10 protein-coding genes are annotated in these 15,774 nt (G+C 62.2%); all 10 read right to left on the bottom strand.

Annotated elements, in window-relative coordinates:
- Window positions 1-241: 241 nt before the first annotated feature.
- A complete protein-coding gene (locus VHD36_14125; GenBank protein ID HVU88454.1) occupies window positions 242-2,671 on the bottom strand; it encodes a phosphoketolase family protein in 2,430 nt (809 codons plus the stop codon).
- A gap of 38 nt (window positions 2,672-2,709) precedes the next feature.
- Window positions 2,710-3,900, bottom strand: a complete 1,191-nt coding sequence (locus VHD36_14130) for an acetate/propionate family kinase (protein ID HVU88455.1) — start codon at window positions 3,898-3,900, stop codon at window positions 2,710-2,712.
- A gap of 96 nt (window positions 3,901-3,996) precedes the next feature.
- A complete protein-coding gene (locus tag VHD36_14135; protein ID HVU88456.1) occupies window positions 3,997-4,779 on the bottom strand; it encodes a class I SAM-dependent methyltransferase in 783 nt (260 codons plus the stop codon).
- 20 nt (window positions 4,780-4,799) lie between these two features.
- Entirely contained in the window at window positions 4,800-6,650 is a 1,851-nt protein-coding gene (locus tag VHD36_14140) for a glycosyltransferase family 2 protein (GenBank protein HVU88457.1), read from the bottom strand.
- Window positions 6,651-6,744: 94 nt separating this feature from the next.
- The gene (locus VHD36_14145; protein HVU88458.1) at window positions 6,745-8,970 is read right to left on the bottom strand and encodes a glycosyltransferase; all 2,226 of its coding nucleotides are present in this window, start codon (window positions 8,968-8,970) and stop codon (window positions 6,745-6,747) included.
- Between the two features lie 74 nt (window positions 8,971-9,044).
- Complete coding sequence (locus VHD36_14150; protein HVU88459.1) at window positions 9,045-9,866, bottom strand: class I SAM-dependent methyltransferase; 822 nt, start codon at window positions 9,864-9,866, stop codon at window positions 9,045-9,047.
- 144 nt (window positions 9,867-10,010) lie between these two features.
- Window positions 10,011-11,021, bottom strand: a complete 1,011-nt coding sequence (locus VHD36_14155) for a GHMP kinase (protein HVU88460.1) — start codon at window positions 11,019-11,021, stop codon at window positions 10,011-10,013.
- Window positions 11,018-12,322 (bottom strand): HAD-IIIA family hydrolase, encoded by a 1,305-nt coding sequence (locus tag VHD36_14160; GenBank protein ID HVU88461.1) that lies wholly within the window; start codon window positions 12,320-12,322, stop codon window positions 11,018-11,020. The genes VHD36_14155 and VHD36_14160 overlap by 4 nt, the downstream gene beginning before the upstream one ends.
- Window positions 12,319-13,260 carry an NAD-dependent epimerase/dehydratase family protein gene (locus VHD36_14165; protein ID HVU88462.1) on the bottom strand — a complete coding sequence of 314 codons (942 nt, stop codon included), beginning with the start codon at window positions 13,258-13,260 and terminating at the stop codon, window positions 12,319-12,321. Before VHD36_14165 ends, VHD36_14160 begins: the two co-directional genes overlap by 4 nt.
- 37 nt (window positions 13,261-13,297) lie before the next feature.
- Complete coding sequence (locus tag VHD36_14170; protein ID HVU88463.1) at window positions 13,298-15,730, bottom strand: glycosyltransferase; 2,433 nt, start codon at window positions 15,728-15,730, stop codon at window positions 13,298-13,300.
- Window positions 15,731-15,774: the final 44 nt, after the last annotated feature.

Below are 15,774 nucleotides of genomic sequence, written 5' to 3' on the forward strand. Positions count from 1 at the left end.
CCGTTCCTCGTTTCGATTACACGTGTAAATAATTACATTTGTAATCGTTGTCAACAGCAGAAAATCGGATGCGAAGGGGATGGCGGCGACTGCGTCGCCAGGAAGAAGCTATCCACAGATTGCGCAGAGGACACCGATGTGAAGAAGGGTGTAATTCGTCCGTCGCGCTACGCGCGAAATCAATCTGCGAAATCTGTGGACGTATTCCACGCCCCCTTGAGGCGGCGCGTCGCCATGCCGCTCACCACCGCCAGTCGCGGATCTCGGGCATGTCTTCGCCGTACGTGCGGATGTAATGCTTGTGATCGATGAGACGGTCGCGGCAGAACTGCTTGACGTATGCGCCTCGATCCTGCAGTTGCGGCAGCCGGTCGATAGTGTCCATCACCAGGTGGAAGCGGTCCATGTCATTGAGCACGGTCATGTCGAACGGCGTGGTGATGGTGCCTTCTTCCTTGTAACCGCGGACGTGCATGTTGTCGTGATTCGCCCGACGATACGTCAGCCGGTGAATCAGCCAGGGATAGCCGTGATAGGCGAAAATCACGGGCTTGTCGCGCGTGAAGAACGAATCGAAGTCCTTGTCCGGCAATCCGTGCGGATGCTCGCTAGCCGGCTGCAGCTTCATCAGGTCGACGACGTTCACGACGCGGATCTTCAATTCCGGCAGGTGCTCGCGCAGCAGCTTGACGGCTGCCAGGATTTCCAGCGTCGGAATGTCACCCGCGGCAGCCATCACCAGGTCAGGCTCGCCCCCGGCGTCGTTACTGGCAAATTCCCAGATGCTGACACCGCCCGTGCAATGCTTCACAGCCTGGTCCATCGTTAGCCACTGCGGCGCCATATGTTTTCCGGCGACGATGATGTTCACGTACTGCCGGCTGCGCAGGCAATGATCTGCCACCGACAAGAGGCAGTTCGCGTCGGGCGGCAGATAGACGCGCACGATTTCGGCCTTCTTGTTCATCGCCACGTCGATGAACCCCGGATCCTGGTGCGTAAAGCCGTTGTGGTCCTGCCGCCACACGTGCGACGACAACAGGTAGTTGAGCGATGCGATCGGCCGTCGCCAGGAAATATGATTCGTGACTTGCAACCACTTAGCGTGCTGGTTGAACATCGAATCGACGATATGAATGAACGCCTCGTACGAGTTGAACAGGCCGTGACGTCCGGTCAGCAGGTAGCCTTCCAGCCATCCCTCGCACTGATGCTCGCTGAGCACTTCCATCACGCGGCCGTCGCGCGCCAAATGATCGTCGCCTTTGATCAATTCCGCGTTCCACTGCCGCTCGGTCGCTTGAAAAACGTCGTTCAACCGATTCGACATCGTTTCGTCGGGGCCGAAAATGCGGAAGTTGCGCATGGAAGCGTTTTGCCTGATGACGTCGCGCAAGTAGGTCCCCAGCACGCGCGTGTCTTCGGCATCGACGGCACCGGGCGAGGTCACTTTCACGGCGTATTGCTCAAAATCCGGCAGCGTCAGATCCTTGAGCAGCAGCCCGCCATTGGCGTGCGGATTGGCTCCCATGCGCCGATCGCCTTGCGGCGCCAATTCCCGTAAGTCTCCCATCAGTCGGCCCGACTCGTCGAACAATTCCTGCGGTTTGTAGCTGCGCAGCCACTCGTCGAGCTGCTTGAGATGCTGCGGATTCTTGTGCGGGTCGGAAAGCGGGACCTGGTGCGCGCGAAACGTGCCTTCGACCTGCAGGCCGTCGACCATTTTGGGCCCGGTCCAGCCCTTGGGCGTGTCGAGCACGATCATTGGCCAGCGGGGGCGCGTGGCGTCGTGCTTCGTGCGGGCGTTGTGCTGGATCTCGGCGATCTGGTCGAAGATCGTATCGAGCGTCGTGGCCATCAGCTCGTGCATCTTCGTGGGGTCATCACCGGCGACGAAGTACGGCTCGTACCCATAGCCGCGCATGAGCTGCTCGAGCTCTTCGTGGCTGATCCGCGCGAGCACCGTCGGATTCGCGATCTTGTAGCCATTGAGATGCAGGATCGGCAGCACGGCGCCGTCGGTGATCGGGTTCAAGAACTTATTGCTGTGCCAGGCCGTGGCCAAGGGGCCGGTTTCGGCCTCGCCATCGCCAATGACGCACGCCACGACGAGGTTGGGATTGTCGAACACGGCGCCGAAGGCGTGGCTCATGCTGTACCCCAGTTCGCCTCCTTCATGGATCGAACCGGGTGTCTCGGGGGCGACGTGGCTGGGAATGCCGCCGGGAAAAGAGAACTGCTTGAACAGTTTTTGCATTCCCTCGGTGTCTTCGGTGATGTGCGAATAGAGCTCGCTGTAGGTTCCCTCCAGGTAGGTGTTCGCCACCAGGGCCGGACCGCCGTGTCCCGGGCCGGCAATGTAGATCATGTCCAGATCGCGATCCTTGATGATGCGATTCAAATGGACATAGACGAAATTCTGTCCCGGCGTCGTTCCCCAATGCCCCAGCAGGCGCGGCTTCACGTGCTCGGACTTGAGCGGTTCGCGCAACAGCGGATTGTCGTACAGGTAAATCTGCCCGACCGACAAGTAATTCGCCGCTCGCCAATAGCGATCGATGCGGTGCAGCAAATCGGGCGATAGCGAACGACCGGCCGCTCGGCCCTCGCCGGCCGAGTCCGATTTCTTCTCAACCTTCGGCGCCCGCTTCTCGATCGACGAGCTTGACATGAGGTAGTTCCTTTGCCGTTGGTGAAACGCGCGAGGAATTAACGGCTTTCAGGCTCGTCGAGCAGCCGCTGGACCTCGCGTGCAATCATCGATTCTTCATCCGTGTGGATGACCCATACCTGGCACCGTGCGTCAGGTGCAGAAATCATTCCCTGGCCGGTCGCATTTTGGACGTTGTCTAGAGCAATGCCCAAGTGGCCCAGTTCCCGACAGATTTCGGCGCGCGTTTCGACCGAATTTTCTCCGATCCCACCGGCAAATACCAGCGTATCGATCCCGCCGAGTGCGGCGGCCAGCGCGCCAATCCATTTTCGCGCCTGGTAAGAAAAGACCGACAAAGCGTCGCGAGCGCGCGGATCCGTCACACGTCGTGCCAGCAAATCGCGCACGTCGGCGATCGTTTCCGAGAGCCCCAGCAGCCCCGATTGCCGGTTCACCAGCTCATCGATCGCGTCGGCCGTCATGTGCTTTTGCCGAAGCAAGTGGACAAACACGCCCGGGTCGAGGTCGCCGGTACGCGTTCCCATCACCAGCCCGGCCGTGGGCGTGAACGCCATCGTTGTATCCACGCAGTGTCCGTCGCGCACGGCGGCCATGCTCGCGCCGCTGCCAAGATGGGCGAGTACGACCCGCCCTCGCGCACGCTCGGGCCCCGCCAGGCGCGCCAGCTCTTCCATCAAAAAACTGTACGACAGACCATGAAAACCATAGCGGCGGATTCCCTCGCGTTCGAAATGCAGCGGAATCGGCAGTAATCGCGCTTCGCGCGGCAGGTCGCGATGAAATGCCGTATCGAAGCAGGCGATCTCGGCGACCTTCGGCAGCCGCCGCTGGCAAGCCTCGACCAGCGCGATCTCGCCGGGCAGATGTTCGGGATCCAAAGGCGCGAGGCGCCGCAACTCGTCGAGCATCGCAGGCGTGATCGATTGCGACGCCGTGAAATCGGCTCCGCCGTGTACGATGCGGTGGCCGATGCCGCGAAGCCGCCCCAGATCGAATTGCTTGCCCAGTCGGTCAAACAAGATCTTTGCGGCGCTCTCCAAATCCGGCGCCTCGACCGGCTGCGCAGCGCTCGCCTCGCCCGTGGCACAGCGCGTGAAGAGCGATGCCTGCTGCCCGACGCGCTCGATCCGCCCGGAAAATTGTCGCGTCGGGGGCTCGCCCGGCGCGAACACTGCGAACTTCAGGCTCGACGACCCGCCGTTGAGCGCCAAAATCCAATCATCCATGGCCGGCCACACGATCCGTCGGTTCGGGCGTAAATAACCGGCGCCATTATAACGAATGGCGAACGCCGCACCGAGAACCGACGCAAATCCATGCCGCTACGCCACGGCCTCGCCGGTTGCTTCAACGGGCGGCGCCGCCTCGCGGGCTTTGAACTCCGTGATCCTGTGCTTCAGACACAGGTTTTCCAGCCGGCTCGTCAGGCGCTCGCCGATCTGGGAAAAGTAGCGGCGAATCCGGCCGCGCTCGATGGGCGTGGCATCGAGCAGCACGCGCATCTCGGCCGGAATGTCACTGCCGACGGCGATCACGCCGAGCCCGTACTGGTGGTCGAAGGCGAACGTCGGATAGTGGGCCTCGATCTCGTCCCACAATTGCCAGACGCCAAAGCCCGGAAGCCGTGCGCGGATGTCGTGCATCAGCACCACGCCGCGAGGACTCATCTTGGGGCGCCAGGTGTCGAAATCCTCTTTCACGGCGTCGTAGGAGTGAAAGCCGTCGATGTGCAATAGGTCGATCGTGCCGTCGCCGAAGCGGTGCACGGCGTCGCAGAACTTACTTTGTATCAGGGACGAGAATCGGCCGTAGAGCGGATCATGATGTTGCTTCAAGTCGTTCAGCACGACCGGGTCCATGAAGCCGGCGTGCTCATCCCCTTCCCACGTATCCACGCCGTACGCACGGGCGTCGATACCCAACTGATCGATCGCCTGGCAAAACGAGCAGTACGACACGCCCAGATGAACGCCCAACTCGACCACCAGGTTTGGCCGGGTCATCTCGACAATCGCCATGCCGAAGGGGACGTGTTCCAGCCAGGCGGAATGGACCAACCGCTGCGGCATCACGAGCGCCGCTTGATAGTCGAGAGGATTGAACATGGTTTATCCTTTTGCACGTGTCAGCAAAACCCGAACCGGATTCCCAATTCGCGAGCGGTGCGGACCATTGCGGCGCGCAATCCCCGATCGCGTAGATATTGCCATGCCCGCGGCACAAGCGCCGTAGTCCTGGCGTGCTCTTGCATCTGCTCCTCGAGCGCCGCCGCCGTCGGCCGATCGACCGCGGCCAGGATCGCCAGCTGTTTTTGCTTGGCGACCTGGTAGTAAGCGTGGAACTTCGCGGTGCGCTCGCGCTCGAGTCGCGCGTCGGCGGGCACGCGATAGCCGGACGTCGTTTTGTCGACGAAGACGAATTCCGCGTCGAGCGAGTACCGCGTCCACAGGTTCCAATCTTCGAGCAGTTCGAGCGATTCGTCGAAACCGCCGTGCCGCTCGTAAAGCCGGCGATCGAACAAGATCGATTGGATCGGGATGTAATTCCGCTGCCAGAGCAACCCGCGGCAAAACGGCTGCCGGTAAATCGTGCGCCGCGAGCGCTCTTCGTACACGAGCGGTTCGGCCGATTCCGTTTGCGTGGCAATTTCCCACGCCGCTGCGTAGGCCGCCGCGCAGTTTGGACTGTCGAGCAGTTGCGCCACGAGCGTTTCGACATGGTCGGCAAAAAAGTAGTCGTCGTCGTCGAGGAAGCCCAGATATGCCCCGCGCGCGACATCCAGGCCCGCGTTCCCCGCGCGGCATCTTCCGGCCCTGGGCGACAACACGTAGCGAATCGCGAAAGTGGTCTTTGCTTCGCATTCGCGCAGAAACTCGGCCGCGAAGCCCGTCTCGCCATCTTCAACGACGACGAGCTCGATGCGCGGATACGTCTGGTTCAGCACGCTCGCCACGGCTTCGCGCAGATATCCCAGCCGGCCTGCGTACGTGCGGACGACAATCGACACAAGTGGCGAGTCGGTCCGCTGCGAACGCTTTTGTTCGAGAGCAAACCGATCGCGGGCAATCTCGTATCCCACGCCACGAAATGGAAATGCAGCCGCCGATGGCCGCCGGTTGCGCACGAAGGCAGGCGCCAGCCGCAGGAACTTCGGAACCAGCTTGAGCAACGCCCAGGCGTACCGCGGATGGAACAACACGATCCACCACCGCGAAAAGTAAACGAGCGGAATGCGCAGGCGCTCACGCCATCCGCCGAAGCGCAAGCGCAAAAGCATGTTCGCCAGCGAGATGCCGAGGAACTCGGTCTCCCGCGGCTCGCCCGGCGTGTGACCATAGTGCCAACACACGGCCCGTGGCGAATAGAGCAATCGATAGCCGCACGCGCGTAGGCGGTACGACAGATCGACGTCCTCGCCGTACATGAACAACTTTTCGTCGTAGCCGGCTACTTGCCGTAGCGCCGTCGTACGCAACAGCACGCACGCGCTCGAACACCAGGTCGTTTCCAGCGTCGCGGGATGATAATACTTCGGATGCTCGTACGGTTTCTGCCGGCACTCCCAACTGGCAACATCGCTCGGGCTGTGTGCTGCCTGATCGACCAGTCGCACCAGCGTTTCGCGCTCGAATTCCAGATCGACGTTCGTGACCAGGAAATAGTCCGCCGCCGCCGATCGCAGGTTCGCGTTGTGCCCGGCCCCGAACCCGCGATTCGCCTGCCGCGTCACAACTACGCCAGCGAACTTGGCGCCGTGCTGCCGCGCGAATTCCTGTAGCACCTCGTGCGAGCCATCGCACGAACTATTGTCGGTCGCCAGCACGCGGATCCGGCTCGCCGGGTAATCCTGCGCGAGCAGGCTGTTGAAGAATTTCGGCAGCCAGCCACTCGAGTTGTATGTGACCAGCGAGACGTCCAACAGCGGCCATGCCTGCACGTCGACCGCCGCAACTTTCTGCTGCCCGGCTGACGCCACACTTGGGTTCGCTGGCGCAACATATGGACTGCCGGGTAGGGCCGGTGTCGCTGCATCAAGGTTTGTTGAAGTCGAGAAAATTCGCATCGTCATCTCACGCAGCCACCCGAGCCACCATGGCGCCAGGCGTAGCATAGAGCCGATTGCTTCTCACTTGCTCGACAAAGCGGGCCCAGTTGCGGTGCCGAGCGATGTATTCCGGACCCAAGCGGCGCAGCTCCTTGACGCGGTCGCGATTCTGGCACAGCTCGTCGAGCACTCGCGCGTACTCGTCGACCGCCTCGGTCCCGCTGACAAGATACCCGTTGTCGCCCGAGAGCAGTTCCGAAATTCCTCCCACGTCCGGCGCCACACACACCAGTCCGGCTCCCATGGCTTCCATCAACACGTTGGGCAAGCCGTCCCAGGCGGTTGTATACAGAAACGCGTCGAATTGCTCTGTCGCCAGAGAACCGAAACCGTCGTACTCACCGTGATACGTCACGTGCGGACAAGCGCGCAACCGCGCCGGATAGCGATTCGCTTCGAGCGCCGGCGCCCCGAAAATATGAAAATCGATCGGCAGCGTTCGACACGCTTCGATGATGCGTAACAGCACGTCGGGACGCTTTTGCCGATCCAACCGGCTGGCCCAAAGCACCTGCAGTCGATCGACTGAGGCCGGCGTCCGCGGCCGCACCGTGACCCGCGTCGGAAAATCGAGCACCTGGAAGCGGGCGCGTTCGAAGTCGTACGTCTCAACTAACTCGTCGACGAAACGACGGTTGTCGCAGAACACGCCCGTCAGGTGCGGAAAGATCGCGGGCAGGTACTCGAACGCGTAACCGCCGTACCCCTCGACCGAATAATCGGGGCACCACATCGATGCGAACAGGCGCGCCATCGACATTAGCGCCGCGCCGTGCCGCGCGTACAATTTCAGCCCCAACGCCGAGTTAATGCAATGCACGTGACTGGGGTTACGCTGCACGAGCAATCGAGAGAGGACCTGCAATCGCGCCTCGTCGGTCAGGTGCGCGGCCAGCTTGCCGAACTCCAGCACCGCGGTCCGCGGCGGCAATTCCGAAAGCCAGGGCGAATCGCACGCCTCGGTGGTCAGACACAGTTGGCGGTCGCATCCCAATTCGGCCAAGGCGCGCATCTGATGCAGCACCACCAGGTCCGACCCGCCGCGTTTCATCCAGGGAAGCAAGAAAACATGTGTGCGATCGGGTTGCCACAGCCCGGTCGCCTGCCGATACACATGTGCCGCGGCCGACAAGGTCGGCCGGTGCCGCGAAATGGCCGCGCCGCGATCGGCCGTGGGCCGCAGCGCCGGCTCGATTTCGTGTTGGGCCCGCCACTCAGCGACAAGCCAATCGGGCAAGGGCGTGCCGATGTTATCGCGGCACGCTAATGTCGTTCGTGCTGCGTTGAAGGCTCGCGCGGCAGAATTGATGCGCCGAACAGCCGCGCGCAACCGTGGTCGGTCATACAATTGGGCTCGCAAAAGCGTTTCCATCTTCGAACCGAGATTCGTCCACCGGTCACTGCGCTTCGATTTCGACTGAGAGGCCGTTGCGATGCGGCTGGAGCTATCAGCCTCATCGTGTAGGTCCCATAGCCGTGTTGGCGGCATTAATCGAGCCGCGTCCGGTGCGCGGCCTTGCTGTGATGCGTCGTCGCGGCCGCGCAGAAAATGAACGGTGCCCGGCACAACCTGATGTGTCGCGCCCGCGGCGATCGCTTCGCAGTTCCAATGCCAATCGGCATGCCCCCAGCCGTCGGCCGCCGGGGCGGGAGCGTAAGGAACTTCGAGCAACAGTTCGCGTGTCGCGAAGGACAGGCCGGTCCAACACGCGTCGGAGAAGAGATTCCAAGTTTCAAAACCTGGGTGGCGCTGATCGAGGTGCTCGATCAGCTTCGGATGCTGCCCGAACAGCAGGCTGAATTGCGGATGGTAGACCGCGCGTTCTTCACCGGCTGAGCGCGCCTGCTCGTGAGCCGCGGCCAGCCAGTTCTCCGAAACCAGGTCCGTCGCGGTCAGAAACGCGATGTAACGGCCGGCAGCCCGCTCGACGCCGTAATTCCGCGCCAGACCCCGATCCTTGAAAGCAACGCGATGAATCCGTGAAAAATGGGCGGCGTGCCGATCAAAATAAGCGACCGTGTCGGCCGTGGGGGCATCGAGCACCGCGATTAGTTCGATGCGCAGTTCCGCGCCGCAAAGCCGCTGGGCGGCCCGAACGGAGCGCAGCGCGCCGCGCACCGAGCGATGCGCAAGTTTCCCCTCGTCGTGCGCCGTGATGACGACCGAGATACTGCCTTCGATTGTCGTCATGCCGACCCCCCACGCACTCAGATCACGCCATCACTTCAGTTGCTGTGCTCACGTGCCGCGTGAGCACGCTTTGGCTAAACTCCACGCCGCAGCAACCGCCTTGCAACGCGGCGCAACCCGGCCGGGCCCGCCATGCGCGTATGTTGCGGGCCGGGCCCCACGAAATTCTCCAGACCTTGCCGCGAGGCGAAGGCTTCGCGATTGACGATCGATTGCTTGCACACCATTGCGGCGCCGCAGTTGTTCAACCAGTACGGCCACTCGAAGAAGATCGGCACCAACTCCGGCGCCCGGCCACAGGCCTCGACGATGGCCCGCCGCACGCCTCCTTGGTTCTTGGTGTCGTACGATTGGGCGTGCAGCGACGTGTCGTGGAAGATCATCAGGCCATCGTCACGCAGAATCGTGCTGAAGTATTGAATCTCGGCGAACACGGCGTCGAAGTCATGACAGGCGTCGACGTAAATGATTTCAAATGGCGCGGCCTGCGCGAGCTGCTTACGAACCGACTCCTCGTAGCTGAACCCCTTGATGCAGGTCACCTGCTTCTCCAGTCCAGCCCGCTTGACGTAACCACTGGCCTTGGCATGACACTCGTTCGTCGGCTCGACGGTGTACACCTTGCCGAAATCGTTCAACCGCAGCGCTTCGCCGAGGACGATCGCGGCCGAGCCGATATGCGTGCCCAGTTCCAGGATCGAGTCGGGCTTGAACGACAACGTCAAGCTGAACAGCAGATTGCGAATGCCCGCGTCCGAGTGGCCAGGCGCGTGCGGGTCGTTCTGCATGGCCTGCAGCGTTTCCAAGTACGCAGGCGAAAACGGCAGCGGTTGATAGACCGAGTGCAGCGCCCAGCGCGACGGTGGGTAAAGCGTCGGATCCTTGGGTAGGGCCATCGTGTTTCTTCCTTGAAAAGTGGGGCGTGCCGTCGGGCGGCGCTTTTCTTTCCGGCGTTTGCGGGGGGCGGGCTAAGCGGCGGGATCGGTGTGTGGCCAGGCCACGGTGTTGTTGTGTGGCCAGGCCACGGTGTTGTTGTGTGGCTAAGCCACCTTGGCCAGGTCAGGCATGTGGGATCGGTCGTCGTAAATGATCGTGGTGCCGGCGTCGTCGAATTCGACTTCGCATTCATCCAACTCGGCCAGTGCCCGGCGCAGACGATCCTGCTCGGACTCGGGCACATAGAACAGCAGGAAGCCGCCCTGGCCCGCTCCGAGCAATTTGCCGCCGAGCGCGCCGTTTTTCATGGCCAGGTCGTAGAAATGGTTGATCCGATCGTTGCAGATCGTGCGCGCCATTTCCTTTTTGTACATCCAGCCGGTGTGCAGCATGTCGCCGAATTCGTCGAGGTGGCCGTTGCCGACCGAGACGCGCAGCTCGTCCGCCAGCCGCACCATGCGTTTGACGTTGGCGACGACGCGGGCATCTTCGGCCAGGTTCTTTTGCTGCTCGGCCAGCACGCTGTTCGCGGCGCGGGTTTCGCCCAGGTAGAACATCCGCAGCCGCGATTGCAGGCGGGCCCGCGTCACGCCGTCGAGGAAGATCGGCTGCACATCCACGCGGCCATCGCTGCGAAAACGAAAGTAGTTCATGCCGCCGAACGTGGCGGCGTATTGATCCTGCTTGCCGATCGGCGAGGCGAGCCGCTCAATTTCGACGTGGCACGCCTGCTCGGCGATGTCGCGGCGGTACATCACCTGGTTCGTGTAGGCGTTGCACAGCTGGATTAATCCAACGGTGAACGCCGACGAGCCCCCGAGCCCCGTGCCGGCCGGCACATCGGCGCTCGAGTTGAAATCGACGCCGCTGATGCTGTACAGGCTGAAGACTTCGCGAATGATGCGGTGGCGAATGGCCGCCACCGAGTCAACCAGCTCACTCTCGGAGTATTTCAAAAAGATCTTCTGACGATGAAACATCGGGTGTAGCGACAGGTACACATACTTGCGAATCGCCACGCTCAGCACGGCGCCACCATGCTGGGCGTAGAATTCCTTGAAGTCGCTTCCTCCCCCGGCAAAGCTGATGCGCAGTGGCGTGCGTGAAATAATCATGCGACTTTCCCCCGCGCGATTTCGGCCGTCTTGCCAAGGATCAACTGCACGGCCGAGGAGAGGTCCGCGGCCACGCCGCCACGCGCCGTGCGCGCCGGCCGCGGATCGATCAGGATCGTCTGGCAGCCGGCCTTTTGGCCCGCCAGCAGATCCGCATCGGTATCGCCGATCATCCACGATCCTGGCAAATCGACGTTCAATTGCCGCGCCGCCTCGAGCAGCATGCCCGGCTTCGGTTTGCGGCAATCGCAATCGATCTTCAGCGTGGCCACCTCGCCGTCGAAGCCGCGCTCGGGATGGTGCGGGCAGTGATAGATCATGTCCAGGTAAGCGCCACACTCAGCGGCCAGCAACGTCTCCATGCGTGCGTGTATTCGCTCGAGTCCTTCGTGGGTCAGCATTCCCTTGGCCAGCATCGGCTGGTTGGTGACCATAACGGCCAGGTGTTCGCTGTCATTGATCTGGCGGATCGCCTCGGCCGCGCCGCGTGCCAGCACGACATCGTCAGGCTTAGCCAGGTGATCGACGAAGTTCAGCACCACGCCGTCGCGATCGAGAAAGATCGCCCGTCGCCGGTGCGCCCGGTTCATGCGCGCGATGCGCCCCGTGCGATAAGCATGGTCGATCTCGGCGAGCCGGTCGGGCGTGCCCATGTCTTTGACGAACTCGGCCGAGTTGTAAGCGGCGACCAACTGCCCGCGTGCGATTAGCGCCGGAAAGACGTCGCGGCCGAAGTCCGACGATTCGCCAAAGGCCAGGTGCTGGAAAATCTCGGGAGAGCACACGTATACGCCCGCGTTGACCACGTTGCGGTGGCACGTGCCCGTGGGGCGGGGCTTTTTGTGCCATGCCACGATGCGCGCCTGATCGTCGATTTCCACGAGATCACTGTCTTGCGGATGGTCGTTCGGATGCACGACCAAGGTCGCAAGCGCGTGCGATTCGCGATCGAAGGCGATGAGCCGTCCCAGGTCCATGTCGAGCATCACGTCGCCGTAAAACACCAGAAAGCGATCCGTGAGCAAGTGCTTGGCTAGTGCCAGGCTGCCGGCCGTGCCCAACGGATAGGGCTCGATCAGGTGTGTGATCCTCATGCCGCGCGTGGCGCCGTCGCGCAAATGATCGAAAGTCATGTTGGCCAGGTGCCCCGAGATCACGATCACCTCGCGGATGCCGTAACGTTTCGCGAGGGCCAATTGATGTTCGAGCACGCTGCGATCGCCGATTTTCGTCATCGGCTTGGGAACGTTTGCCGTGCCGAGACGGGTGCCCTTGCCGCCAGCGATGATGACCAGTTTCATGATGATGTCTCCAGCATGGCGCGCACGGCACATTGCACGGCTTCGTCCGACGTACGCCGCGCGTGCCAACCCAACGCCCCCAACTTGTCGACGCGATAACGGACCTGTGCCACGTCCCCCACCCAGCCCGTGGCGCTCTTCTCATAATGCACTTCGGGGGCAACGCGCATCTCGTCGGTCACGGTGCGTACGATTTGCTTGACGCTGGTGCGCGAATCGACGCCGACGTTAAAGACGTTCAAGGGGTCATCGGCGTTTTGCCAGATGAACAAGAGCGCCTCGACGAGTTCCTTGACGTACAGATAAGGCTTTGCCTGCTCGCCGTTGCCGCGCACCGGCAAATGGTCAGGGTCGCGACGCAGCCGGTTGATAAAGTCGAAAAGCGCGCCGTGCGTGGCCCGCTCGCCGACAATATTGGCAAACCGGGCGATCCAGGCCTGCATGCCATAATTGGCCACGAAACTGGAAATAAAAGCCTCGCTGGCCAGCTTCGCTGCGCCGTAGTGCGATACGGGCAAGAGCGGGCCGTGATTTTCATCGAGCGCACAGGCCGCGTCGCCGTAGATCGCTGACGTCGAGGCGAACACGATCTGCTTCACGCCATGCGTGCGCATCGCCGTGAGCACGGTGTACGTTGTTTCCAGCGTGTTACGGAAATCGACGCCCGGGTCGTCGTGGCTGCGCGCGATATCCGAGTTGGCAGCCAGATGGAATACGCAATCGAAGTTTTCGCTGCCCATCACCGCGCCGAAAGCGGCGGCGTCCAGAATGTCGAGCGGGTGCAAGCGAAAGCGCGGTTGTCCAGCGAGGTGCGCAAGCTGCTCATGGCTCCCCAGCGAGAAATTGTCGACCGCCGCGACGTCATGCCCGAGCGCCAAGAGCGCCTCGATCAGATGGCTGCCAATGAAACCGGCTCCGCCGGTTACCAGAATGTGCATGACGAAAACTTCCTGCGAACGATCCCTCGTTCGACGCTTAGGCGGCCGCGTCGCGGATAATTTTTCCTGGCGGCCCTATCGGGCCATGAGCGGCGAGTTTCGCCCGCCGGTGTGCTTTGCGAATCGTTTGCCGGACGATTTCCTCGATGCGCCGCGCCATCCCCACCTCATCCGGAAACCCTTGGACGTAAGCCATGCCATTGGCGGCGCGGCGGGCACGCTCGACGTCGTCTGCCAGAATCTGCTGCACCTCGCGAGCCATCAGGTCGGGCGAGGGATTCAGCAAAAAGATGTTCTCTTCACCGCCATAATTCACGGCCGCGGCGTCACGCCCGATGTCGGCTACGGCCAGACCGCAGGCCATCATCTCGTACGGCACCAGGCTGGGATTGGTCGTCGAGAAGACAATTCCCAGATCCGCATTGCGATAAAGCTCGGCCAGCGCCTGCAAGCTCGGCAGCATCTGCAAGTTGGCGTGCGGAAACGGAACCGTTTCGCTCTCGATCTTCGACGAGCCGTACAGCACGATTTCCACGTCGGGATTGCGCCGCGCGAACTGGGCCAGCATCGCGATCCCCAGCTCGTAGCAGCGGCGATTCCACTCCGGACGCGCGAAGAACAATACGCGCCGGTGCCGCACCGTGCGCGTCCCTGGTCCGTAGATCGACGTATCGATCGGAAAATAAAACTCGTGGGCGTCCCGGCTGTACTCGCGCTCCAGCACCGTCTTGGGCCACGGGCCACTCGTGACGTGCGTGAACCCCAGCCGATACGTGTTCTCGGCCAGGATGTACTCCGAACCCATGGGGTAGAACATCGGCTCGAAATCTTGCACGAAGTAGAACGGATGGCGAACGCGGTGGCGATTCGCCTGCAGGCAGTAGGCCGTTGACCAGTGCGTGGCGAAGCAGACGTCGTGACGCCCGGTCGTGCCGCGATAGCGCACGAAATCCACCTCCGACAGGTCGTAGAAGTTCTGGCAGACGAATTCTTTCGTCGAATCGTCTTGGGTCTCGGTGTGGTACAGCGTGACGCGATGGCCGAATTCGCTCAGCTTCTTGGCCGCGCGATAGATGTTGCGATGTCCGCCCGAGCCGGCCGAAGGCTGCGGCACGATCCAGGCGATGTCCAAGCAATTCAAGTCGCAGGGGCCGTCGTTCGCCGCCTCGATGATCGTGTGATAAACGTCCACGATTGCCGCGGCGCAGGAATGAATCGAGAATCGCGGTACGAAACGGGCCGTGGCTGCGCGTCCCATCTCGATGCGTAGCTTGCGGTCGGCGACCAGGCGATCGAGCGCCGCGAACCATTCGGCCGGGGTGGCCGCAACGAAGCCATCCTTGCCGTGCGTGATGCACTGGCCGTAGCTATCGGTCGCCGACGCGACGGTCGGCACACCGACGAGGGCCGCCTCGAAGATCTTCAGCTCGCTCTTGCCGGCGGTGAAGGGATTGTCGAGTTCCAGCGGCGCGATATTGATGTCGACCGTCGCCAGCTCGCGCAACATGTCCAAGGGGGACATGAACCGCTTGCGAATGATCCGGCTCTCGAAGCCCGCGAAGTCGGCCGGCAATTCCAATGGCCCCACGATCAGGAATTCCACCTCAGGCCGCTCGCGCATCACGCGGGCCACGGCGCCGGCGGCTTCAAGAAAGTCTTTATTGTGCGTGGCCGAGCCCGAGAAATAGCCGATCCGCGTTCTCGGCGATTCCGCCTTTGTGGCGGGCCACTGCCGCGCGACGGCCAATTGCTCGTCGTTGATCGTGTTCGGAATGACGTGGGCCGGTTTTCCCAGCCGCTCGATGCGTTCTTTCAAGAAGCTTGTCGTGCAGGTCGCCGCGTCGGCCTCGAGCAGCATCTCGCGATAGCCGCACACGCCGCGCCGATACTCGGCGACTTGCTCGGGCGAGTAGCCGCGAATGCCGTCGACATGATGGATGCTTTCCGGCTCGAACACCAGGTCGTCGACGTCGAAGACGACCGGAATCTTCAGCCGCCGCGCCTCGGCCAGCACTTCCGCCAGGGCCGGCGTTTTGATCGAGCGAAAGACAACGATCAAATCGGCGAGCCCAAGGATGTCGAGCTCGATCGGATGCGAAGAGTCGAACACCTTGCCGAGCACGCCTTCGCCGTGCAAGCCTGCGATCACGTTTTGCACCCGGTAGCGGAACGACTCGCCGGTGCCGCCGCCGGCGAAGAACAAAACCAAGCGCAGGCTGCTGCCCGACAATTGGCTGACCGGGCTTTCCATGACCGAGAGGACTTCGCGATTGGCGCGGCTGCTGGCCGTGCCTTGCCGGTATTTCCACCAGCCGTGGAGTAGCACATCGCGAAGATGCTTCACCCGTTCGCGCCGCGGCGAACCGAGTGGCAAAAGCGAGTCGCGCAGTTGGCGCACCCTCGCGCGCAAGCCGGGACGACGACCGCCCGGGCGAGTTGCTCGATCGATATTGTGCGAATTTACGGACACATTGAACCTCCCCCCTCACGCGCGTCGCCACGTGGTGCTAGCAG

The organism is Pirellulales bacterium (assembly GCA_035546535.1).
Taxonomy (GTDB): domain Bacteria; phylum Planctomycetota; class Planctomycetia; order Pirellulales; family JACPPG01; genus JACPPG01.